General features: G+C 61.5%; 21 protein-coding genes. 14 read left to right on the top strand and 7 right to left on the bottom strand.

Annotation, left to right across the window (positions count from 1 at the left end):
* Window positions 1-137 precede the first annotated feature (137 nt).
* From AC1VON_RS30110 to AC1VON_RS30100, 3 genes are all read left to right on the top strand, one after another.
* Window positions 138-1,034 carry an EAL domain-containing protein gene (locus AC1VON_RS30110; protein ID WP_483125873.1) on the top strand — a complete coding sequence of 299 codons (897 nt, stop codon included), beginning with the start codon at window positions 138-140 and terminating at the stop codon, window positions 1,032-1,034.
* Window positions 1,031-1,879, top strand: a complete 849-nt coding sequence (locus AC1VON_RS30105; RefSeq protein WP_483125872.1) for an EAL domain-containing protein — start codon at window positions 1,031-1,033, stop codon at window positions 1,877-1,879. Before AC1VON_RS30110 ends, AC1VON_RS30105 begins: the two co-directional genes overlap by 4 nt.
* A 166-nt stretch (window positions 1,880-2,045) precedes the next feature.
* Complete coding sequence (locus AC1VON_RS30100; protein WP_172349029.1) at window positions 2,046-2,654, top strand: glutathione S-transferase family protein; 609 nt, start codon at window positions 2,046-2,048, stop codon at window positions 2,652-2,654.
* A gap of 210 nt (window positions 2,655-2,864) precedes the next feature.
* On the opposite strand, the gene AC1VON_RS30095 is transcribed toward AC1VON_RS30100, so the two are convergent.
* Window positions 2,865-3,077 carry a cold-shock protein gene (locus AC1VON_RS30095; RefSeq protein WP_010910991.1) on the bottom strand — a complete coding sequence of 71 codons (213 nt, stop codon included), beginning with the start codon at window positions 3,075-3,077 and terminating at the stop codon, window positions 2,865-2,867.
* 274 nt (window positions 3,078-3,351) lie between these two features.
* Between AC1VON_RS30095 and AC1VON_RS30090 the strand changes: the two genes are divergently transcribed.
* Window positions 3,352-3,678, top strand: a complete 327-nt coding sequence (locus AC1VON_RS30090; RefSeq protein WP_483125871.1) for a hypothetical protein — start codon at window positions 3,352-3,354, stop codon at window positions 3,676-3,678.
* A gap of 187 nt (window positions 3,679-3,865) precedes the next feature.
* On the opposite strand, the gene AC1VON_RS30085 is transcribed toward AC1VON_RS30090, so the two are convergent.
* Window positions 3,866-4,435, bottom strand: a complete 570-nt coding sequence (locus AC1VON_RS30085) for a methylated-DNA--[protein]-cysteine S-methyltransferase (protein ID WP_483125870.1) — start codon at window positions 4,433-4,435, stop codon at window positions 3,866-3,868.
* A gap of 181 nt (window positions 4,436-4,616) precedes the next feature.
* On the opposite strand from AC1VON_RS30085, the gene AC1VON_RS30080 reads away from it, so the two are divergent.
* Together AC1VON_RS30080 and AC1VON_RS30075 are read left to right on the top strand one after the other, a co-directional pair.
* The gene (locus AC1VON_RS30080; protein ID WP_483125869.1) at window positions 4,617-5,588 is read left to right on the top strand and encodes a transglycosylase SLT domain-containing protein; all 972 of its coding nucleotides are present in this window, start codon (window positions 4,617-4,619) and stop codon (window positions 5,586-5,588) included.
* A 5-nt stretch (window positions 5,589-5,593) separates the two neighbouring features.
* Window positions 5,594-6,082 (top strand): GNAT family N-acetyltransferase, encoded by a 489-nt coding sequence (locus AC1VON_RS30075; protein WP_172349033.1) that lies wholly within the window; start codon window positions 5,594-5,596, stop codon window positions 6,080-6,082.
* A 278-nt stretch (window positions 6,083-6,360) separates the two neighbouring features.
* Here AC1VON_RS30075 and AC1VON_RS30070 read toward each other — a convergent pair whose 3' ends face one another.
* Entirely contained in the window at window positions 6,361-6,699 is a 339-nt protein-coding gene (locus tag AC1VON_RS30070) for a hypothetical protein (RefSeq protein WP_172349034.1), read from the bottom strand.
* Between the two features lie 163 nt (window positions 6,700-6,862).
* Between AC1VON_RS30070 and AC1VON_RS30065 the strand changes: the two genes are divergently transcribed.
* The 8 genes from AC1VON_RS30065 to AC1VON_RS30030 all read left to right on the top strand — a co-directional run bounded on the left by AC1VON_RS30065 (window position 6,863) and on the right by AC1VON_RS30030 (window position 12,390).
* Entirely contained in the window at window positions 6,863-7,282 is a 420-nt protein-coding gene (locus AC1VON_RS30065; RefSeq protein WP_483125868.1) for a lysozyme inhibitor LprI family protein, read from the top strand.
* Between the two features lie 138 nt (window positions 7,283-7,420).
* Entirely contained in the window at window positions 7,421-8,164 is a 744-nt protein-coding gene (locus AC1VON_RS30060) for a DUF899 family protein (protein WP_483125867.1), read from the top strand.
* Between the two features lie 188 nt (window positions 8,165-8,352).
* The gene (locus AC1VON_RS30055) at window positions 8,353-9,345 is read left to right on the top strand and encodes a YihY/virulence factor BrkB family protein (RefSeq protein WP_483125866.1); all 993 of its coding nucleotides are present in this window, start codon (window positions 8,353-8,355) and stop codon (window positions 9,343-9,345) included.
* A 69-nt stretch (window positions 9,346-9,414) separates the two neighbouring features.
* Window positions 9,415-9,837 carry a pyridoxamine 5'-phosphate oxidase family protein gene (locus AC1VON_RS30050; RefSeq protein WP_483125865.1) on the top strand — a complete coding sequence of 141 codons (423 nt, stop codon included), beginning with the start codon at window positions 9,415-9,417 and terminating at the stop codon, window positions 9,835-9,837.
* A gap of 104 nt (window positions 9,838-9,941) precedes the next feature.
* Window positions 9,942-10,493 carry a DUF4142 domain-containing protein gene (locus AC1VON_RS30045; protein WP_483125864.1) on the top strand — a complete coding sequence of 184 codons (552 nt, stop codon included), beginning with the start codon at window positions 9,942-9,944 and terminating at the stop codon, window positions 10,491-10,493.
* 358 nt (window positions 10,494-10,851) lie between these two features.
* The gene (locus AC1VON_RS30040) at window positions 10,852-11,316 is read left to right on the top strand and encodes a cupin domain-containing protein (protein ID WP_172349040.1); all 465 of its coding nucleotides are present in this window, start codon (window positions 10,852-10,854) and stop codon (window positions 11,314-11,316) included.
* A gap of 216 nt (window positions 11,317-11,532) precedes the next feature.
* On the top strand, window positions 11,533-11,925 hold the full coding sequence (locus tag AC1VON_RS30035; protein WP_483125863.1) for a RidA family protein: 393 nt from the start codon (window positions 11,533-11,535) through the stop codon (window positions 11,923-11,925).
* Window positions 11,926-11,997: 72 nt separating this feature from the next.
* Window positions 11,998-12,390, top strand: coding sequence for a RidA family protein (locus tag AC1VON_RS30030; protein WP_483125862.1), 393 nt, complete (start codon window positions 11,998-12,000; stop codon window positions 12,388-12,390).
* 23 nt (window positions 12,391-12,413) lie between these two features.
* Here AC1VON_RS30030 and AC1VON_RS30025 read toward each other — a convergent pair whose 3' ends face one another.
* The 4 genes from AC1VON_RS30025 to AC1VON_RS30010 form a co-directional block, all read right to left on the bottom strand.
* Window positions 12,414-14,183 carry a 5'-methylthioadenosine/S-adenosylhomocysteine nucleosidase family protein gene (locus AC1VON_RS30025; protein WP_483125861.1) on the bottom strand — a complete coding sequence of 590 codons (1,770 nt, stop codon included), beginning with the start codon at window positions 14,181-14,183 and terminating at the stop codon, window positions 12,414-12,416.
* Window positions 14,167-15,123 carry a hypothetical protein gene (locus tag AC1VON_RS30020; protein ID WP_483125860.1) on the bottom strand — a complete coding sequence of 319 codons (957 nt, stop codon included), beginning with the start codon at window positions 15,121-15,123 and terminating at the stop codon, window positions 14,167-14,169. Before AC1VON_RS30020 ends, AC1VON_RS30025 begins: the two co-directional genes overlap by 17 nt.
* Before the next feature lie 95 nt (window positions 15,124-15,218).
* Window positions 15,219-18,722 carry a carbamoyl-phosphate synthase large subunit gene (gene carB / locus AC1VON_RS30015; RefSeq protein ID WP_483125859.1) on the bottom strand — a complete coding sequence of 1,168 codons (3,504 nt, stop codon included), beginning with the start codon at window positions 18,720-18,722 and terminating at the stop codon, window positions 15,219-15,221.
* A 236-nt stretch (window positions 18,723-18,958) separates the two neighbouring features.
* Entirely contained in the window at window positions 18,959-19,990 is a 1,032-nt protein-coding gene (locus AC1VON_RS30010; protein WP_483125858.1) for an SH3 domain-containing protein, read from the bottom strand.
* Window positions 19,991-20,106 lie beyond the last annotated feature (116 nt).

The raw sequence follows: 20,106 nt of genomic DNA, 5'->3' as shown, positions 1-20,106 counted from the left end.
GCAAGCCTTCTCGGCTGGGCCAGATGGGACGGCGCGGTCAATGAGGCGTGATCGGCAACACTAAATTCATTAACGGGCGGTAGAGGCTTGCATGGCAGGATCGCAATCCATTCCGCCAATCCGCGGAGCGAGGAACCGTGTCGCGCAACATCGGGCTTGCCCATATCATCCGTCACGATGACGGCACCTCGTCAGGTGTCTGGGGCCTCTACACGCTGCAAAGTGCCTTCCAGCCGATCTTCGCCTTCAAGGAAGGCAAGCTGTCGGTTGTCGCCTTCGAAGGGCTGATCCGGCCGTTCCGTGACGGCGAGGCGCAATCGCCGACGACCTTCTTTTCGACCTGTCCGGCCGCCGACCGCTTGCATATCGAGGCGCTGACCAGGACGCTGCATCTCCTCAATGCCGGCGCCTGCCTGCCGCGGGAGGCATCGATCTTCGTCAATTTCGATCCGTCCGTGTTCACCGAGCGGACGGTCGCCGACAATGCCTTGCGTGAAATGCGGCTGGTGCTGCACGAGGCCGGCATCGATCCGGGCCGCGTCGTGTGCGAGGTGACCGAGCAGAGATCGGCATCGCAGGAGACGCTGCACGGTTTCGTCGCGGCGCTGCGGGGCAACGGTTTTCGCATCGCCGTCGACGATTATGGCGCCGACGATTCCGACATCAACCGTATCAAGGAGTTGAGGCCCGACATCGTCAAGTTCGATGCCCTCTGGATCACGCAACTGATGGAATCCGGCGCCGGTTTCGCCCTGCTGACCTCCATGGTCAAGAGCTTCGAAGAGCAAGGCATCCGCACGGTGTTCGAGGGTATCGAAGAGGGCTGGCAACTGGAGCTCGCGGAGAAGTCCGGCGCCTCGATGGTGCAGGGCTTCGTACTGGCGCGGCCCGAGCTGGCTCCGACGAGTTTCCGTGTTTTCGCAAAAAGCAGTCCTGACCCGATTGCCGTCGCGAGGGATGCGCCCACTGCCCACACCGTCGCCCCACGTACAGCGCGATCGACGAAAGCCTTCGGGCGTCGGGTAACGCCATGAGGCTCGAGCGGCGGCGCAATGTCGGCGACGCGATCTTCGTCGATGAGGTCGGCATCGAATACGGCGTCCATGGCGATTTCCGCCTGCGCAGCGCCTACCAGCCGATTTTCGCGCCGCTCGGCGGCACGCTGCACGCGGTGGCGGTCGAAGGGCTGATCGAGCCGCACCGTGGCGGCCGGGCAGGGTCGCCGCGGGCGTTCTTCGAGAGCATCGCGATGTCGGACCGGCTGTTTGTCGAAACCATGTGCCGGGTTCTGCATCTCAGGAATTTCCAAAACATCGGCGTCGACGGGCTCGATCTGTTCTTCAACTACAATCCGATGGTCAACGACCATCCCGGGCGGGCGCTGGCCGAGATCCGGCTGATGAGCCGGCATCTCGGCGAGCTCGGCCTCGCCCCCGGCATGCTGATCTGCGAAATCACCGAACAGGCGGCGGACGACGCGCTTCTCGCTCGGCTGGTGCGCGAAATGCGGCGCGACGGCATCCGCATCGCCATCGACGATTTCGGCACCGGCCACTCGACCGAGGAGCGGGTGAGCCTGCTCCAGCCCGATATCGTGAAGATCGATGGCGGCTGGTTTGGAGAGTTCTGTCGCCACGCCGCCGCCGAACGGTTCTTCAGGCCGCTGGTGTCCAGCCTGCACGATCGCGGTGCCAGGGTGCTGGTCGAAGGCATCGAGCAGCCCACCCATCTGCGCGTCGCGCTCGACGGTGGCGTCGACCTGCTGCAGGGTTTCCTTCTGGCCCGGCCGGCGCTGGCCGGCACCATCTTCGACGAAAAGCCGATCGCCATCGATGCGCTGCTGGGCAAGGAGAACAATGTCGTGCCGCTGTTCGGCTAGGGCATGCCGATATTCAGGTGATGCCGGCCTGATCTGAATCTCGACATGCGCTTGAGCGAGCACTTTCACATATCAGCGCCGCTGATGGTCGCGCCAAAACAAATCATTGGTTGAAGGCGCGGCGGCTGCGATAATCGCCTGGTCAAGGCAGTTCCGGGGATCGTCCATGATACTCTACAGCATGATCGACAGCGGCAATTGCTACAAGCCGCGTCTGCTGATGGCTAAGCTTGGCCTCGCCTTCACCACGATCGAGGTGAGTTCGCATACCGGCGACACGCGAAAGGCCGGCTTCGTCGCCAAGAACCCCAACGCGATGGTGCCGCTGCTCGAACTCGACGACGGCCGCCGGCTGGCCGAATCCAACGCCATCCTGCTCTATCTCTCCGAAGGCACGCGCTTCCTGCCGGCGGACAGATACGAGCGCGGGCTCGCCTATCAATGGCTGTTCTTCGAGCAGTACAGCCACGAACCCTATATCGCCGTGCGCAAGGCGCTGCTGACCTTTCCCGAGCGCGCCAGGGATGCCACGCCCGAGCGGCTGGCCGTGACGCTGGAGCGCGGCAACAAGGCACTGGGCGTGATGAACAAGTATCTGGAGAACAACGCCTTCTTCGCCGGCAACGCCTTCAGCGTCGCCGACATCGCGCTCTATGCCTACACGCATACGGCCGAGCAGGGCGGCTTCCAACTCGACGCTTATCCGGCTGTAATGGCCTGGCTTGGCCGCGTCGAGGCGGATCCGGGGCATGTGCCGATCGAGTGGGTGGGTTGAGGGCTGTGGTCCAGACAAACAAAAAGGCGGGATAAATCCCGCCTTCCCATCCTCGGTAGCCTGATTGGGAGCGTCCGGTCCGGGCTGGCAGCTATCTGCTGATCCGGCTTGTCGGGTCTTTCCGCTCCAGCGCGCTTCTCGCGCGACTGTCAGTACATCCGTGACTTGCCGCGCGCCCCGAACTCTCGTCCGGCGCGCGCTATCGCAAAATCAGGCTGCCTTGCTCAGAGATCCAGCGGACGACTTGCCAGTGCGGCGGTCCTGCTCGATCTCGAAGTTGATCTTCTGGCCTTCGACCAGGGTCGACAGTCCAGCGCGCTCGACAGCGGAGATGTGGACGAAAACGTCCGCGCCGCCCGCGTCAGGCTGGATGAAGCCGAAGCCCTTGGTGGCGTTGAACCACTTGACCGTTCCAGTTGCCATAAAAATAGTCCTTGCATTTGCTTTGGTTTGACCAGACCGAAGTCCAGCCGGTGTGCATCGAGATTTTGGAGATAGACGTCAGCAAACGCGAAGATCGCGAGGCCCGGATCGATCGGCCGAAATATCAATGGGACTGATATAGGCTGCTTTCGCACGAAAAACAAGACTGTGTGAGAAAGCCGTGATTGCGGGACTGCCCAACGGCCGCCCCAATCTGGTGAAACCGTTGCCACAAATCGCGCTGTCCTTGGGTAGCGGATCAGGGGAGAGGACCATGAAAACCATTCTGCTTGCCGCCTGCCTGACGCTGGTGGCCGCCGAGGCGCAGGCGATCTCGCGCTACGACCCGACGCATATGAGCTGCGGCAAGGTGCAGTCGACCATCGCGCGCCAGGGCGCGGTCATCCTGCGCTACCAGTCGAAGCGCGTGCCAGGGCTGCCGCTCTACGACCGCTATGTGCAGAGCCAGCAGTTCTGCACCATGGGCGAGGTGAGGACGCGGGCCTATGTGCCGAGCGCCGACACCAAGTCCTGCCCGGTCTACAACTGCAAGCGTCCGGACAATGACCATTTCCGCCGCCGCTTCCTGCGCCGTCACTAGAGCGTTTCGCCGTTTCACGGATACGGCGAAACGCTCTATCTCTTTGTTTTTGACGCATTTCCGGACGGAAAACCGCTCACACTTTTCCTGGAATTGCTCTAAGGTGTGCTGATGTTCAGGTGATGCCGGCCGCGAACGATGTCGGCCCTGCCTGACCTGATCACAACACACCTCAAGACCAAGGCCTCTAAAACCCGAAGGACACCTGCGCCGGAGGCGGCGGGCCGACGCGCACGCCTTCCATGGCCAGCATCTTTTCCTTGGTGACTGAGCCGCCGGGCGCGGAGAAGCCGCCGATCTTGCCGCCGGCCGCAAGGATGCGGTGGCAAGGAACGACCAGGGGCACCGGATTGGCGCCAAGGGCGGCACCCGTTTCGCGCGGCAGGCCGGCATGGCCGGCGCGCTTGGCCAGTTCGCCATAGGTGGTGGTCTCGCCATGGCTGAGTTTGCGTGCCGCGTCGTAGATGGCGAGACGGAACTCGTCGACGCCGTCGAGATCGACCGGGACGCCGGAGAAATCGACGTCCTCGCCGGCGGCGTAAGCCTTGATCGAGGCGATCAGGTCGATCACCCATGACGGCTGGGCGGTGGAGGCGGAAACGCCGGCATAGCGCATCAGCCGCCGCTCCACTGCTTCGCGGCTGCGTTCGGGCAGGCAGAGCCGGATCAGGCCCTTTTCGCTCCAGGCGATGCCCATGAAACCGATCACTGTTTCTAACACTGCGTGGCCGGCTGTGATCGAAGATGTCGTTTCCATGATGCGCTCCTTTCCGCAAAGCCGTGAAATCCGGGATTCCATCCAGTACATATCAGGAACAATATGGCATCGCCGCCCGCGTCCCGCCACCCGAAAACCACCAGATGGCCCCGATTGCCCCCCAGGAATCGCTGGTGTAAGGGAAATCTTAACGACCCGACAAACCGGACCAGAGCGCGGCTTGCCAGCAAAACATACCCTTATCGCGATCGGCGTGATCATGGCGGCGGCCGGCATGAGCGGCTGTACCTCGACCTCGCAGATGAAAGCCGCGCCGTCCCTGACCGAGACCGCGACTGTCGCTGGTACCGGTGCCGGCTTCACCATACCGCTGCCGGACACCGTTTCGGTGCTGCCGCAATCCTCCGGCATTGCCCCCGTCCAGACCGCCGAACTGACGCCTGGCGCCGTCATTTCGGAAGGTGAGGCAGCAGTCGCGCCAGCCAGCCAGCCGGCGACCGCGGCCTTTGCCGGCGCGACGCCGACGGCTCCGGCCGTGCCCGCCATCATGATCGCCAGCCCCAGTGCCTGGCAGGCGCCGCCGCCCTCCAAGGCAGGCCAGCCGGTGAAGGCAACTCAGCCCGTGATCAAGTCCGCCGAGACCTATACGACAGCCGGCATCGTCGTGCCGGCAGTCGCTGGCGGCCAGAAGGCCATGCCCGGCGTGCAGCAGGTGGCCTATGTCGTGCCGCAGAACCCGGCTTCCCTCGTGCAGTTCCCGTCGGCGCCGCTCAGCCCTGCCGCCCCGGAAGAGCACACAGGCATGCGCGGCGACGTCGACCGGCTGATCGTCAAATACGCTGCCCTTTACCAGGTGCCGGTGGATCTGGTGCGCCATGTCGTCAACCGCGAAAGCACCTTCAATCCCAAGGCCTACAATAATGGCCATTGGGGGCTGATGCAGATCAAGCACGCGACGGCGCGCGGCATGGGCTATGACGGGCCGGCCAAGGGCCTGTTCGACGCCGAGACCAATCTCAAATACGCGGTCAAGTATCTGCGTGGCGCCTGGCTGGTGGCGGACGGCAACGCCAAGAAGGCCGACTGGCTCTACCAGACCGGCTATTATTTCGACGCCAAGCGCAAGGGCTTGCTCGAGGCGACCGGCCTCGGCGTCGATCGCAAGCGGCGCCGCCTGCAGCCCGACGCCTGAGCGCGATGCCCGAACCGCGCCCGCCGGCTCTCAACGACATCCGGCTGCGCAAGATCCTCGACGAGACGCTCGTTGCACCGCACTGGCCGGAAGGCTTTACCATGCGTTGCTTCGAGCCCGGTGACGCGCCGCCTCTGCATGCGCTGCTGAGCGAAGTGTTCGACGACGGCGCCGACGGCCCGTTCGACGAATGGTGGCCGCGCATCTCCGGCGACCCCGAATTCGACCCGGCGCTGTGTTTCCTCGTCATCGACGCCAAGGGCCGGCTGGCGGCGGCGGCACTGTGCTGGACGTCGGCCTTCGTCAAGGACCTCGCCGTTCATCCCGAGGCGCGCGGTAAGGGCATCGGCGAAGCGCTGATGTGGCATGCCTTTGCCAGCTTTCGCGACCGGGGCGCTGACCGTGTCGACCTGAAGACCAACACGGTCGAGAATCCCGCCGCCGTACGGCTCTACGAGCGGCTGGGGATGACGCCGGTCGCCTGGGAAGGCTAGATTCACGCTTTTTCTGGAATTGCTCCGGGGACCGATCGCTTCCTGTCGATTGGTGCCGGCCGATTCTCCGCCGCCGAGCGGAAAACCCAGCGTTCTGTGAACTGCTTCACGGAGGCGGCCGCCTGCCCATGCTAATGAAGCGTCATGACGCCATTCGGCTGATCCGGGATCGTCGATCAGCTGGGCACAGGAGGAGGTCGCACCGGCATGTGTCGGCCCTTCCACGGCAGGTCCCGGCGCGGGGTTCCGGGGCCTGCCGTCCTGCGCGATTCTCTGCTCTAGATATCCGGCGCGTTGCCGATCTTCTTCTTGAGCTCCAGCGCCCAGGCGCGGCCCTCATCGCCGCCCCACAGCAGCCAGGCGATGTGGCCGGCTGACGGGTTGTCCTCATTGCCGTAGTTTTTCCCGCGCTTGTCGACCTCGTGGCGCGCGAAATAGCTGACCATGCGGCGGATGGTGGACGGCGCGAGCTTCTCGCGGTTCTTCAGTTCGGTCGCCCGCGCGACGCCGATCTCGGTGCCGCCACGGCCGAACCGCTCGCGCAGCCTGAGCCCCTTGGCGGCGTTGTCGGCCACCACTTGCGGGCAGCGCAGGTCGATCTCGTCGGCGTCGTGCATTCTTCTCCCCAGTCCCGCAAGCCCTAGCCGATGGAGGCAATGCGGGAAAGGCGGAGGGGTTCCAACACGTGAAAGAAACTATCCACCAAGGTGGCACATCGCATCTTGCCCGAGATGGCTTGACGGTTAAGCTGCGGTCTCGACCGAAACAGGAGGAAACATGATGCGGCTTCTGCTCTCCAGCCTTGCCACCCTGGTCCTTGCGGCCCCGCTCCTTGCCGGCGCCGCGCGGGCCGCCGACTGCGCCAATGCCCAGGACCAGGCGACGATGGACCAATGCGCCGGCAAGGATTTCGATGCGGCCGACAAGAAACTCAACGAGGCCTACAAGCAGATCATGGGTCGGCTGAAGGACAATGCGCCGTCGAAGAAATTGCTGGTCGACGCGCAACGCGCCTGGGTCTCCTTCCGCAATTCCGAATGTGCCTTCCAGGGCGGACCGCGCGAAACCGCCGGCAGCGTCTATCCCATGGTCGTCGCCAACTGCCAGGCGGGGCTCACCGAGAACCGGCTGAAGGAGCTCCAGAGCTATCTCCATTGTGAGGAAGGCGACCTGGACTGCCCGGTGCCGGCGGCGCAGTAGCCATCATCCGCTCTTTCCGGGGTTTGGCGATCGTCTCCGCAAGCCGCGCAAGAATGTCGGAACCGATCGCGGCCAGACGTCCTTGGGTCGCAGAGCAACCGCGCCGGGACGCCGGCGCGCGGACCCAAGGAGCCGATCATGATCACCTTTCCCAACGAATCCGCCAGATACCGCACCGCGCGCGAAAAGCTCCTGAAGAAGGAAATCGAGTTGCGCCGAGCCATGGAAGCGGTGGCCGAGGCGCGGCGTGCGCTGCCGCCGGGCGGGCTGATCCGCCAGGACTATGTCTTCGATGCGCTCGATGCCGGTGGCAGGCCGGCGAAGGTGAAACTGTCGGAGCTGTTCGCGCCCGGCAGGGATTCGCTCATCCTGTACAACATGATGTTTCCGCGCCATCCGCGGGAAACGCGCGATGTGGCGATATCAGGCGGCACGGCCAGGCTCGCCCGGCCGGACCAGCCATGCCCGTCCTGCACGGCGCTGCTCGACCAGTTCGACGGCGCGGTCGGGCATCTCGAAGCGGCCGGCTTCAACTTCGTCGTGGTGGCGAAAACCCCGCTCGAAAACCTCGTCACGCTCGGCCGCGATCGCGGCTGGCGCAACATGCGGCTGGTGTCGTCGGCCGCCAACAGCTTCAAGCGTGATTACAATGCCGAGGATGCCGACGGCGCGCAGATGCCGCTGCTGTCGGTGTTTCACCGCGATGGTGACGGCATCAGGCACTTCTGGTCGTCGGAGCTCGGCTTCGCGCCGGCGGAACCCGGCCAGGACCCGCGCGCCATCGGCACCTGCGAGATCCTGTGGAACCTGATGGATTTCACGCCGGAGGGCAGGCCGGATTGGAATGAGCAGCTGCAGTATGGGGAGGCCTGCTGCCATTGAGGGTGGTGCGGCCTCCCTTCTCCCACAAGGGGAGAAGGGGTTCTTCCCTGCTCGCCTTGCGCACGGTTTCCGCACCATTGATCGTGCGCTTCACATCGCTGGTGAAGCTCCCGCTCAAGTCGGCCGGAACATAGGAAGATGCGCTGCATTGATAGTAGACGGTTTGCGACCTCCTTCACGGATTCGAAGTGCGACTCACAATCAGAAACGCATGGGACTTGGTGCGCGAAAGCGTGGTCGGCTTTGTCAACGACAATGCCCTTAGTCATGGCGCGGCGATGGCCTTTTATGCCGCCACGTCGCTGGCCCCGGTTCTGATAATTGTCGTTGCGATCGCTGGCATCGCATTTGGTCATGACGCAGCGCGGCTGGCTTTGTCTGCTCAGATATCGGGGCTGATGGGCTCAGAAAGCGCGGCGCTGCTTCAGACAGCGCTCGAAGGGGCATCCAGCAAATCATCGGGGACCCTGGCGGCCATCGTTGGCGTGGCCACCTTGCTCGTCACCGCCTCCGCGGTCTTTGGCGAGATGCAGCAGGCCCTGAATGCAATATGGAAAGTTGAAACGAAAGGGAGCTCGCTGTCGCGTCTCCTGCGTGCGCGTGCGGCAAGTCTCGGCCTGGTCGCCGCACTCGGCTTCATGTTGCTGGTATCCCTGGTGGCGAGCGCCGCGATCTCGGCTCTGGGCAACACGATCAGCGCTCAATTGCCATTCGGCGAGTTTGTTCTGAGCGCGACCAACACCTTGATTTCCTTTTCCCTGATCTCCGTGATGTTTGCCGCTATCTACAAAGTCTTGCCGGATCGTGCCTTGGAGTGGCGGGATGTCGGGATCGGTGCTGTCGTGACCGCCGCACTGTTCACATTGGGCAAGTCGCTTATCGGTTGGTATATCGGCACAAGTGCGATCGCATCGTCATATGGTGCGGCCGGAGGTCTGCTCGTCATACTGCTCTGGGTCTACTATTCATCAGAAATCTTTCTGTTCGGCGCAGAGTTGACCCGTGCCTATTCCGTTCGACATGGCAGCAGGTCCGACCTGAACGGGCTGGTTCAACATGCATCCACTCAAACTGTTTCAATTCGCCAAGATGCCAGCTCTTCGAGCGCCGTTGCGTTGTTGGCGGTGGCGTGCGTGAGTGCAGTGATGACAGCCTTTCTGCTGGGGCCTCGTCGCCCATAGCGTCAATTCCTGAGAACCAAAGGGGAGATCGCACGTTGCCCTAGCCAACCCCTTTGACAGGAGCACACCATGCCCGACCGAAACCTTGCCGAAATTGCCGAAAAGATGCGCGACATCGATGTCGCCATGCTGTCCACCCATTCCGAAGGCGGCGCCATCGCCGGCCGGCCGATGAGCAACAACCAGGACGTCGATTATGACGGCTCGTCCTACTACTTCACCTGGGAGAAGTCGGAGGTAGTGGCCGAGATCGAGCGCGACGCCAACGTATCTTTGGCCTTCAAGGGCGACGATGGTTTCTGGGTCGCCGTCGAGGGTAAGGCCGAGATCATCCGCGACAAGGCGGCGTTCGAGGAACACTGGAACGAGGACATCGACGAATGGTTCGAGCAGGGCACCGACACGCCTGGGCTTGCCATGATCAAGATCGAGGCCATTCGCGCCCATTACTGGGATGGCGAGGACGAGGGCGAGGTGACACTGCAGGCGTGAGGCCGCCGTTTACCCTTCTCCCGCACGGGAGAAGGGACGCTGCGGGGGCAACCTCACCGCTTCTGCCGCGTTGGGCCTTCGAGGGCACCGACATGGAGAGTATCATGAGACCGCATCTTGCCATCGCCATGCTGGCCCTTGTGGTCGGCGCGCCTTCGGCCTTCGCCCAGCAGGCGGTGCCGTCCACCGGCGTGCCGCCCGTGTCGGAGAACAAGGTCGACACCGATACTTTCACCAAGGCATTGGTCAGCGCCAACCGCTTCGAGATCGAGAGCAGCAAGCTGGCCTTGAAGAAGGGCGTAGCGGCCGATGTGAAGGTTTTCGCCGAGCTGATGGTGAAGGACCACACCAAGGCCGGCCAGGATTTCAAGGCCGCGCTGGAAACGAGCCAGACCACGGCTTCCGTCACGCCCGAAGGTCCGCCGCTGCTGCCGAACGACCAGGCGATGCTCGACCAACTCGAGGCGCTGGACGGCGACGCCTTCCAGGCCAAATACATCACCTTGCAGATGCAGGCGCACAAGCAGGCGGTGGCGATGTTCTCCACCTACGCCCAGTCCGGCGACGACCCGGCGCTGAAGGAGTTCGCCAAGAGGACGCTGGCGACGCTGAAGATGCATGAGATGACTGTCAGGGATCTGGCGGCGGTGCACTAGGGGCGCGCGGGTGAGACCGTGTGCCGAGACTGGCTGAGCCAACCCTCGCTTCGTCATCCACTGGCGAAGCAAGGAGCGAAGCGACGCGGCGCAGACCCCGCGGATCCATGCCGGGACTCCTGTGCGTTGCAGCGGTGCAGAATTCTGCGCCGCTGTGCCTCTCGTGGATGTCGCGGCATGGATCCCAGGGTCTCCGCGACGCCGCTCCGCGGCTGCTACGCCCTAGGATGACGAAGCTGGGGGCGCTTCGGCCAATCTCCGACGGCTGCAATAGCCTGGCAAACCCGCTGCCGCAAAGTGGCTCTGTGCCGGCGCCCGCAGTGCCATAGACTTCCCCCACTAATCCACGGGAGCACCCATGCCCAAGATCGACCTCGCATCCGTCCCCGTCCGCCAAGGTTCCGGTTACCCCGCGCCCTTCGATGCCGCTTGCGCCACCCGCACCCGCCGGCGCCTCGGCGATGCCGGCGGCCTCAGCGATTTCGGCGTCAATTTGATGACACTCCCGCCCGGGGGCTGGTCGAGCCAGCGCCACTGGCACAGCCATGAGGATGAACTCGTCTATGTGCTGGAAGGCGAGTTGACGCTGGTTGAGGATGGCGGCGAGACGCTGCTCAAGGCGGGCGACAGTGCTGCCTTCGCCAAGAACAGCGGCAACGGCCATCACATGATCAACCGGTCGTCGGTTACAGCCCGCTACCTCGAGGTCGGCTCGCGCAACCCGGACGATGTCATCACGTGCTCCGACATCGACATGATGAGCCCGAGTTCGGATGGGCGGTTTTTGCACAAGGACGGCACGCCGTATCCGGGGCAGGGGTGAGCGCTGGCCTTCCTTCTCCCCCTGTGGGAGAAGGTGTCGCCGAAGGCGACGGATGAGGGGTGTTCCAGGGAACACCAACGCCTCACTCCGCTGGAACACCCCTCATCCGTCTCGGCGCTATCGCGCCGATCCACCTTCTCCCACAAGGGGAGAAGGGAAGAACTGCGCTGGCGTTCCGCCAATGATAAGCTCCCTGCCAACCCAGCGAGCATCACCATGAAGAAAGAAGTCATCGAAGTGCCGGTGCTGTCGGCGGCCGTGCGCGCGCTCGGCGTGCCGTTGTCGCTGGTGACCAGGGGCGCGGGGCTGGTCTTCGTGTCCGGCACGCCGCCGCTCGATATCGCGACCGGCAGGCTGGTCAAGGGCGACATCGAGGTGCAGACCGAAGCCTCGCTGAAGGCGCTGAAACATTGCCTGGAAGCGGCGGGTACCTCGCTGGAAAACGTGGTGATGGTGCGCGTCTATGCTGTCAATTCCGGCTTCTACAACGCCATCAACCGGGTCTATGCCAGGCATTTTCCCGACAATCCGCCATCGCGGACCTTCGTGCCGGTGGCGTCATGGCCGATGGAGTTCGATATCGAGATCGAGTGCGTGGCGGTGGCTTGACCCCTGGACCATGCGTCGGCGCTGGCGTTCGCCCGGTAGCGCGATAAGCTCCCCGCAAACGGAGAGATTGCCATGAAGAAGGAAGTCATCGAAGTGCCTGTGATGTCGGACAAGGTGCGGGCGCTCGGCCTGCCGTGCTCGACGGCGGTGAAGGCCAATGGGTTCGTGTTCATCTCGGCGACGCCGCCGGTGGACATGGTGACCGGCGAGATGGTGCGCGGCGACATCGAGGTGCAGACCGAGGCGTCGCTCAAGGCGCTGAAACATTGCCTGGAAGCGGCCGGCACCACGCTGGAAAACGTGGTGATGGTGCGCATCTACGCCGTCAATTCCGGCTTCTACAACGCCATCAACCGGGTCTATGCGCGGTATTTCAGCGTCAACCCGCCGTCGCGGACGTTTGTGCCGGTGGCGTCATGGCCGATGGAGTTCGATATCGAGATTGAGTGCGTGGCGGTCGGGTGAGCCAAGGGCCAAGAATCTTGCTTCTATTTCTTCGACCAGCGAGAACCTATCATTCCGATTGCGAGACGAGACGCGTTTTTGGCCGCAAGCTCCTGATATTTGTCGTCCTTTGCTTCCGCAAAATCGCAAATGCCTTTGAACATTACAAAAGGAATTCTTCTATCCATAGATGTCGCGGCTAAGCCAGCGCACTCCATCTCCCCACCGATGGCTCTCGGAAAGAGCGAGGTCAATTTCTTTTTGAAATCCGGATCATCTACTAGCTTTTCGCCAGATAGAACCGGGCCGACGTGGATACCAAACTCGTCACGGAATTGAGCACGCGCGCTTCTAGCGTAAGTTACGCCCAGGTTGTCAGATGGGATTGGGATACCCCTAGGCTGCAGTGTTCCACCGCGAGCAGCCGCCAGCTCATACGGCAACACGCTGTCAGAGACGATCACGTCTCCGAGCTTTTGTTTGGTTGCGTCGATTCCAAAACAAATACCCACGGAAATTGCGTAGTCCAAATTTGGCATTGCAAGAAATTTGAGCGACGAAATAGTGCTTCCGTGAACGCCACCCGATCCGGCACTCGTTCGAACATGATATATGTGTATCGTGTCATAGTAAGTGTAGATACTAAACGCGACATCCTCGAAAAAATCAGTCCCGCCTGGCTTGTACCCAGCGGACAACAACTCAGAATATACAACTTCGTCTTCTACATCTGTCGCGGTAAATATAACTATTCGATTACGTTCCATACTCTTCAATCCATCTCTTCCGAGTGCTGCGGCGATTTCCTCGCTGTTCTCGGTTGCTTTAGACAGCGATGTTGTAATAATTTCAGCAAATCGCTCCGGCTCAAACGAGTAAGCTCTTCCGGGTAGGATGAAGTTAAAGCCCCTAATGAATTTCTTATATGGCTCACAGTGCCCGATGTCCTCCTTCCGTTTCCTCAGAAAATTAATCATGGTATTGAAGAAAAGTCTCTTCATCTCGCAAAAAGAATAGTACTTTCTGTCGCTTACAAAGCGCAGGTAATCCCTTTCATAATGCCTATGTATAACAAGGGGGTCTAACCCAAGCTTTGAGAGAAACGAGAAATTGACATTGACGTCAAAGTGAGGGAAATATTCAAAATCCTCTATAAGTGGATCATTGTATATCCCTGTTGGGGAAATCAGGCTGTGTTGTGTGGTGTAATGATTGCAAAAAAGCCGCGTCGATATCTCTCCCATCAACCGTGCATCTTTATCTGTTTTGGCAAGAAGTATCTTCTCGTATACAGAAAATGTGGCTGCGACCTTTGGGTCCGGAAGTTGGTCTCGAAGAAAGCTCTCATTGTTCCTTAATACAGCCTTTTCATCGGAGCTAATTAAGTTTGAGCCACTGTATGGATTTAGAGCGCTTATCAGCTGACCTTTAATATGATCGGTCGTGTGTAGTTTTTGTGATCGTTCATATACGCCCTCCAGCGGTTGACTTTTGGCGAAGTAATTTTGGTATTTTTGTCGGTCTATCGAGTACAGGTCTCGCCTTTTTTCCAAGAAAACGTGGAAATCTGGCTCTGCATTTATAAGCTTTAACTGACCTGTTCGTGAAAGCTCACCTACGAGGTGAGCGAACGTCCGTGAACTATTGCCTAGTTCATGGGCCTGAGCGAATGAGGCATAAATTTCTGCTTCGTTCATCATAGAGCACGTCTTGATGAATTTTATGTACTCTTCTTCCGAAAAACTCCTCCTGCGTATGAACGCCAGCTCTCTATTTAAAAAAGACAAATAAATACTTTTACTTGTGTCGATCAAAGGCGTTCTCGTTCAGCATGCGAAAAACATACTGGGACCATGGCTCGAACTTGAAAAAACTGTTCGGAATCTCATCGTAGCACTTCCAGTGCATATTTTTGACTCCGAGTTTTATGTTATCAGTATCCAATTTTTCGGAGGTTCGCACTAAGGAAACGAGGGCCAATCGCATCTTTCGCTCATCAGAAAAGTCATCATACAGCACGCCCGCATAGCGCACTGAGCTTATGAGCTTGTGAGCGTCTTTATATAAAAAATGGAAGAAGTCGTAGAACTCCCTAGCGACGGCGTTTTTGAATCCTATACCAGTCTCATCAAATAAATCTGCATCATCTTGGTATAGGTATCCAGTTATTCCGATGGTGTCCTTATTTTTTATTTTTTCATTATCTTGGATGTATGACGTCGGCTCAAAGCACAAAACTTGATTATTGTGTAAGATAGATATGAAGGTATTAATTACTATTATATTCTGTTTCTGCAGCGCTTCTCGCCGAGGCATATAGCGAAGGGGTAGGTGTTTGAAGAAGCGCAATGGAATATGCTCAGCTTCTGAAAATCCTGCGCTGGGCCGGAATTTCGTAGTTTCTAAATCAATAGAGCAAATTGCCGAATTGTCCAATTGACGTGATCGATTAAACCCGATGTAAATTCGCTTGGGAGCCGGCTTGTATTTTCCCTGTTCGGAAAGCTGTCTTAGCGCAAATATTGCTGGTGCTGTTCGGAAAAAACGTGAGTTAGGTCCGTTCTTCTTGATGTCGGTGGCTATCCTTGCTTGGATCGTCTTCTGAGGCGTGACACCAACTATCCGTCCCTCGAACTTTGGATTTGATCTCAGAAAGTGGCATATTTCAAGCGCTGACGCTGGGCGTTGAAGCTGCTTCAAGGCGTACGCAGCTGCATCGATATACGTGCTATCATGGGTGTGCTTCGCGGGCATTTTGGGAAGCTATATCCGAACGCCAGGGAAGGAAAGAACACTGTGAAATTTGCCACAGGGAGAGAGAAGTAGGTCGGACGCGCCGGTCGTCATCCCTAAGCAAAATACTCCTGCAGCGGCCTGACCTCCAGGCTCCCCGCCTTCAGCGCCGCGATCGCCTCCGCTACCGCCGCAGCACCCGACAGCGTCGTGTAATACGGCACCTTCTGCATCAGCGTTGCCCGCCGCAGCGACTTGGAGTCCGACACCGCCTTCTGGCCGTCCGTGGTGTTAAAGACGATCTGGACCTGGCGGTTGCGGATGGCGTCCTCGATGTGGGGGCGGCCTTCCAGCACCTTGTTTATTTTCTCGGCGACGACGCCGTTTTCGGCGAGGAAGCGCTGCGTGCCCGAGGTGGCCAGCACCTTGAAGCCGAGGCCGGCCAGGCGCTTGACCGCCGGCAATATGCCCTTCTTGTCCTCGTCGCGCACCGAGACGAACAGCGTGCCCGCGCGGGGGAGATCAACACCCGCGCCGAGCTGGCTCTTGGCGAAGGCGAGCGCGAAGTCGCGGTCGAGGCCCATGACCTCGCCGGTGGAGCGCATTTCCGGGCCGAGCAGGATGTCGACGCCGGGGAAGCGGGCGAAGGGGAAGACGGCTTCCTTGACCGCGATATGGCCGGGATTGCGGGCATCGGGCATGGCGCCGTAATGGGCGAAGGCGTCTTCCAGCGTCTCGCCGGCCATGATGCGGGCGGCGATTTTCGCAATGGGACGGCCGATGGTCTTGGCGACGAAGGGCACGGTGCGCGACGCGCGCGGGTTGACCTCCAGCACATAGACCGTGCCGTCCTTGATCGCATACTGCACGTTCATCAGGCCGCCGACATTGAGCGCGCGGGCAAGGGCCGCCGTCTGGCGCTCCAACTCGTCGACCAGTTCGGAAGGCAGCGAGTGAACTGGGAGCGAGCAGGCCGAGTCGCCCGAATGGATGCCGGCCTCCTCGATGTGTTCGAGAATGCCGGAGACGAAGGTCGCCTTGCCGTCGCAGAGGCAGTCGACATCGACCTCGATGGCGCCCGACAGATAGGTGTCGAACAGCAGAGGGTTCTTGCCCAGAAGCGTGTTGATCTGGCCGGTCTTGTCGTTGGGGTATTTCTGCTTGATGTCCTCCGGCACCAGGCCGGGCACGGTGTCGAGCAGGTAGGATTGCAGCATGCCCTCGTCATGGATGATCTGCATGGCGCGGCCGCCCAGCACATAGGAGGGGCGCACCACCAGGGGGAAGCCGAGTTCGCCGGCGACGAGGCGGGCCTGCTCGACCGAATAGGCGATGCCGTTCTTCGGCTGGCTGAGGTTGAGCTTGTGCAACAGCTTCTGGAAACGGTCGCGGTCCTCGGCCAGATCGATCATGTCGGGCGAGGTGCCGAGGATCGGGATGCCGGCCTTTTCCAGCGCATCGGCGAGCTTCAGCGGCGTCTGGCCGCCGAACTGGACGATGACGCCGACCAGTTCGCCCGACGCCTGTTCGGCGCGCAGGATCTCCAGCACGTCCTCCGCCGTCAACGGCTCGAAATAGAGCCGGTCCGACGTGTCGTAGTCGGTCGAGACCGTCTCCGGGTTGCAGTTGATCATGATCGCTTCATAGCCGGCATCGCGCAGCGCGAAGGCGGCGTGGCAGCAGCAGTAGTCGAACTCGATGCCTTGGCCGATGCGGTTCGGCCCGCCGCCGAGGATGACGACCTTCTTGCGCGACGAGACCTGGGCCTCGTTGGCGAGTGCGCCGGCGAAAGGCACTTCATAGGTCGAGTACATATAGGCGGTGGGCGAGGCGAACTCGGCCGCGCAGGTGTCGATGCGTTTGTAAACTGGATGAACGTCGAGCTTTTCGCGAATCTTCTGAACGACTTCGGCGTCGGTCTTCGTCAGCGAGGCGAGGCGGGCATCGGAGAAGCCCATGGCCTTTAGCATGCGCAGATTGACCGCATCCTGCGGGATGCCGTGCTCGCGGATGCGGGCTTCCATGGCCAGGATGCCGGCGATCTGTTCGAGGAACCACGGGTCGATCTTGCACATGGCGTGCACGTCTTCCAGCGACGTGCCCATGCGGATCGCCTGCGCCACCATACGCAGCCGGTCGGGCGTCGGCGTGCCGAGGGCGGCGCGGATGGCGTTGCGGTCGTCGGCATGGTTGGCAACTGCCGCCCCGTGGCCGAGGCCGGGGATCTCGATCTCGTCGAGACCGGTGAGGCCGGTTTCGAGACCGCGCAGCGCCTTCTGCAGCGATTCCTGAAAAGTGCGGCCGATGGCCATGACTTCGCCGACCGACTTCATGGCGGTGGTCAGCACCGGCTCGGCGCCGGGGAATTTCTCGAAGGCGAAGCGCGGGATCTTGGTGACGACGTAATCGATCGACGGCTCGAAGGAGGCGGGCGTGGCGCCGCCGGTGATGTCGTTCTCCAGCTCGTCCAGCGTGTAGCCGACGGCGAGCTTGGCGGCGATCTTGGCGATGGGGAAACCGGTCGCCTTCGAGGCTAGGGCGGACGAGCGCGAGACGCGCGGGTTCATCTCGATGACGACAAGGCGGCCATCGGCCGGGTTGACTGCGAACTGCACGTTGGAGCCGCCGGTCTCGACGCCGATCTCGCGCAGCACCGCGATCGAGGCGTTGCGCATCATCTGATACTCTTTGTCGGTGAGCGTCAGGGCAGGGGCGACGGTGATCGAATTGCCCGTATGCACGCCCATCGGATCGATGTTCTCGATCGAGCAGACGATGATGCAATTGTCCGCCTTGTCGCGGACGACCTCCATCTCGTACTCCTTCCAGCCGAGCACGCTTTCCTCGATCAGCACTTCGGTGGTCGGCGAGGCGTCGAGGCCGGACTGGACGATCTCGTAGAATTCGGCCCTGTTGTAGGCGATGCCGCCGCCGGTGCCGCCCATGGTGAAGGAGGGGCGGATGATGGCGGGCAGGCCGACATGGTCGAGCGCCTGGGCGGCGATCGCCATGGCGTGGCTGATGTAGCGCTGCTTGCGGTCGCCTTCGCCGAGGTTCCAACGGGTTTCCAGCGCGTCGAGCGCGGCGTCTAGGTTTTCCGGCTTCTCGGCCTTGAGTGCGGCGCGCTCGGCCTCGTGCGTCTTGCGGTCGGCGTTCTTGACGTCGGTGGCGTTGGCCAGCATCGACTTTGGCGTTTCCAGGCCGATCTTGCTCATCGCCTCGCGGAACAGCGCGCGGTCCTCGGCCTTGTCGATGGCCGTGGCGTCGGCGCCGATCATCTCGACATTGTAGCGCTTGAGCACGCCCATGCGGCGCAGCGACAGAGCGGTGTTGAGCGCGGTCTGGCCGCCCATGGTCGGCAGCAGCGCGTCGGGCCGCTCCTTGGCGATGATCTTGGCGACCACCTCGGGCGTGATCGGCTCGATATAGGTGGCGTCGGCCAGTTCCGGATCGGTCATGATGGTGGCCGGGTTGGAATTGACCAGGATGACGCGGAAGCCCTCTTCCTTCAGCGCCTTGCAGGCCTGGGTGCCGGAATAGTCGAACTCGCAGGCCTGGCCAATGACGATGGGGCCGGCCCCGATGATCAGGATCGACTTGATGTCAGTGCGTCTTGGCATGGCGAAGTTCCGTTTGGCGGGCGGCTTGCACAAAAAACCGGGACGGGAAGACCCGGCCGGTTGTGCTCGCGATTCTGGTATCAGGCTAGGTGGGCCTTATAGGGAAGAGTTTTGGCGGATGTAACCCCGAAAATGCGAAGAAGGCAGTAGGGATTGGGCAATAGACAGCAGGGGAGCTTCAAGCGCCTCGAGCGTATGCCCCTACTGCCTATTCCCTACTGCCTACTGCCTAATCCCTAGTCTCCAAACGCCACCGTGTCCGTGATCTCGAAGCGTTCGGAGACGCCGATGCGGATCAGGTTCAGGCTGCCCTCGCGTGTGTAGCGGAATTCGCTGTGTCCGTTCGAGCCGGCCGGCAGGCGGGCGTCGAAGGAGATGACGCGGCTGCCGCCGTCGGGCCAGATCACGATGATGTCGGCCTTGTCGGCGCCCTTGTGCACGACGGTCGCCGCGCAGCGCTCCATCGGCTGGCCGAAATAGCGGGAGCAGGGGATCTCGAGGCCACCGCCCGGGGCAAGGGAAGCCGGCCGCGGCGGCAGTTCGGCAACGGTCTGCGTGTCGAGGGCGGGCGCGGCATCGGCGGATTCCGGCCGCGGCGTGGGAACGGGAGCGGATCCCGCCGCCGAGCCGCTGTCCGCCGTACCGGCATCGCCGTCGGGGGCCGGGATTATTTCCCCGGTCGACGGCGTTTCACTCGCCGCCAGGGCCAGGCCGTAGGCATCCTGCATGGCGATGGTGGCGGCGGATTTCACCTGAGCTTCGGCCACGGGTTGGGCCACGCCGCCCAGCCTTGCCGTCAGGTCGGGCGGCGGCGTGCCGCTGCTCGATGCCTGGGCGGCGGTTGGTGTCGCCGCGGCTGGGTCGCCGGCGGCGGGCATGGCCGCATCGGGAGCGGCTGGTGGTGCATCCGCTGCCTGGTCGGGGCTGGGCACGGTTGCCGGATTGACGGGCACGAGGTAGCGCGCGGGCGCCCAGCCGGTGGCTTTGGGATTGTCCGATACAACCTTGCACCATGGGTGCCCGTCAATGTCGTTGCAGCCAAGGTTCCTGACGCTTGCACCGGCAGCCAGGCGGGTTTCGGTCTTGCCGATCGCCGATGGCTTGGCGCGGATATTGAGCAGGTCGTCGGGGGCGAGGCCGGTGACGATGGAGATGAACGGCGCCTCTTCGGCCTGGGCAGGCACGACAGCCGGCCACGCCGCCATCAGCAACGGAGCCGCAATCAGCGCATGCAAACTTTTTCGGAGCGTAACTGTGCGCCTCTTCATTTGGCCGTGCGCCGATACTCAAATCACCATGCCGTGGCGGTTCCGCCGCGTACCCGGCCGGTTTTATAAGGGACGAAGCGCCGCCATGTAAGTCCGAAAATTCAAACGAGCCATGG

It is taken from the genome of Mesorhizobium sp. HAY1-8B (assembly GCF_056868045.1).
Note: the sequence above shows the minus strand (reverse complement) of the source record. Positions and strands in the feature narration are given on the sequence as shown.

Excerpts from the sequence above, each read along its gene's own strand:
- AC1VON_RS30105 (WP_483125872.1), top strand. The coding sequence starts at position 1,031 with ATGAGGCTCGAGCGGCGGCGCAATGTCGGCGACGCGATCTTCGTCGAT.
- AC1VON_RS30100 (WP_172349029.1), top strand. The coding sequence starts at position 2,046 with ATGATACTCTACAGCATGATCGACAGCGGCAATTGCTACAAGCCGCGT.
- AC1VON_RS30095 (WP_010910991.1), bottom strand. The coding sequence starts at position 3,077 with ATGGCAACTGGAACGGTCAAGTGGTTCAACGCCACCAAGGGCTTCGGC.
- AC1VON_RS30090 (WP_483125871.1), top strand. The coding sequence starts at position 3,352 with ATGAAAACCATTCTGCTTGCCGCCTGCCTGACGCTGGTGGCCGCCGAG.
- AC1VON_RS30085 (WP_483125870.1), bottom strand. The coding sequence starts at position 4,435 with ATGGAAACGACATCTTCGATCACAGCCGGCCACGCAGTGTTAGAAACA.
- AC1VON_RS30075 (WP_172349033.1), top strand. The coding sequence starts at position 5,594 with ATGCCCGAACCGCGCCCGCCGGCTCTCAACGACATCCGGCTGCGCAAG.
- AC1VON_RS30070 (WP_172349034.1), bottom strand. The coding sequence starts at position 6,699 with ATGCACGACGCCGACGAGATCGACCTGCGCTGCCCGCAAGTGGTGGCC.
- AC1VON_RS30065 (WP_483125868.1), top strand. The coding sequence starts at position 6,863 with ATGCGGCTTCTGCTCTCCAGCCTTGCCACCCTGGTCCTTGCGGCCCCG.
- AC1VON_RS30060 (WP_483125867.1), top strand. The coding sequence starts at position 7,421 with ATGATCACCTTTCCCAACGAATCCGCCAGATACCGCACCGCGCGCGAA.
- AC1VON_RS30050 (WP_483125865.1), top strand. The coding sequence starts at position 9,415 with ATGCCCGACCGAAACCTTGCCGAAATTGCCGAAAAGATGCGCGACATC.
- AC1VON_RS30045 (WP_483125864.1), top strand. The coding sequence starts at position 9,942 with ATGAGACCGCATCTTGCCATCGCCATGCTGGCCCTTGTGGTCGGCGCG.
- AC1VON_RS30040 (WP_172349040.1), top strand. The coding sequence starts at position 10,852 with ATGCCCAAGATCGACCTCGCATCCGTCCCCGTCCGCCAAGGTTCCGGT.
- AC1VON_RS30035 (WP_483125863.1), top strand. The coding sequence starts at position 11,533 with ATGAAGAAAGAAGTCATCGAAGTGCCGGTGCTGTCGGCGGCCGTGCGC.
- AC1VON_RS30030 (WP_483125862.1), top strand. The coding sequence starts at position 11,998 with ATGAAGAAGGAAGTCATCGAAGTGCCTGTGATGTCGGACAAGGTGCGG.
- AC1VON_RS30020 (WP_483125860.1), bottom strand. The coding sequence starts at position 15,123 with ATGCCCGCGAAGCACACCCATGATAGCACGTATATCGATGCAGCTGCG.
- carB (WP_483125859.1), bottom strand. The coding sequence starts at position 18,722 with ATGCCAAGACGCACTGACATCAAGTCGATCCTGATCATCGGGGCCGGC.
- AC1VON_RS30010 (WP_483125858.1), bottom strand. The coding sequence starts at position 19,990 with ATGAAGAGGCGCACAGTTACGCTCCGAAAAAGTTTGCATGCGCTGATT.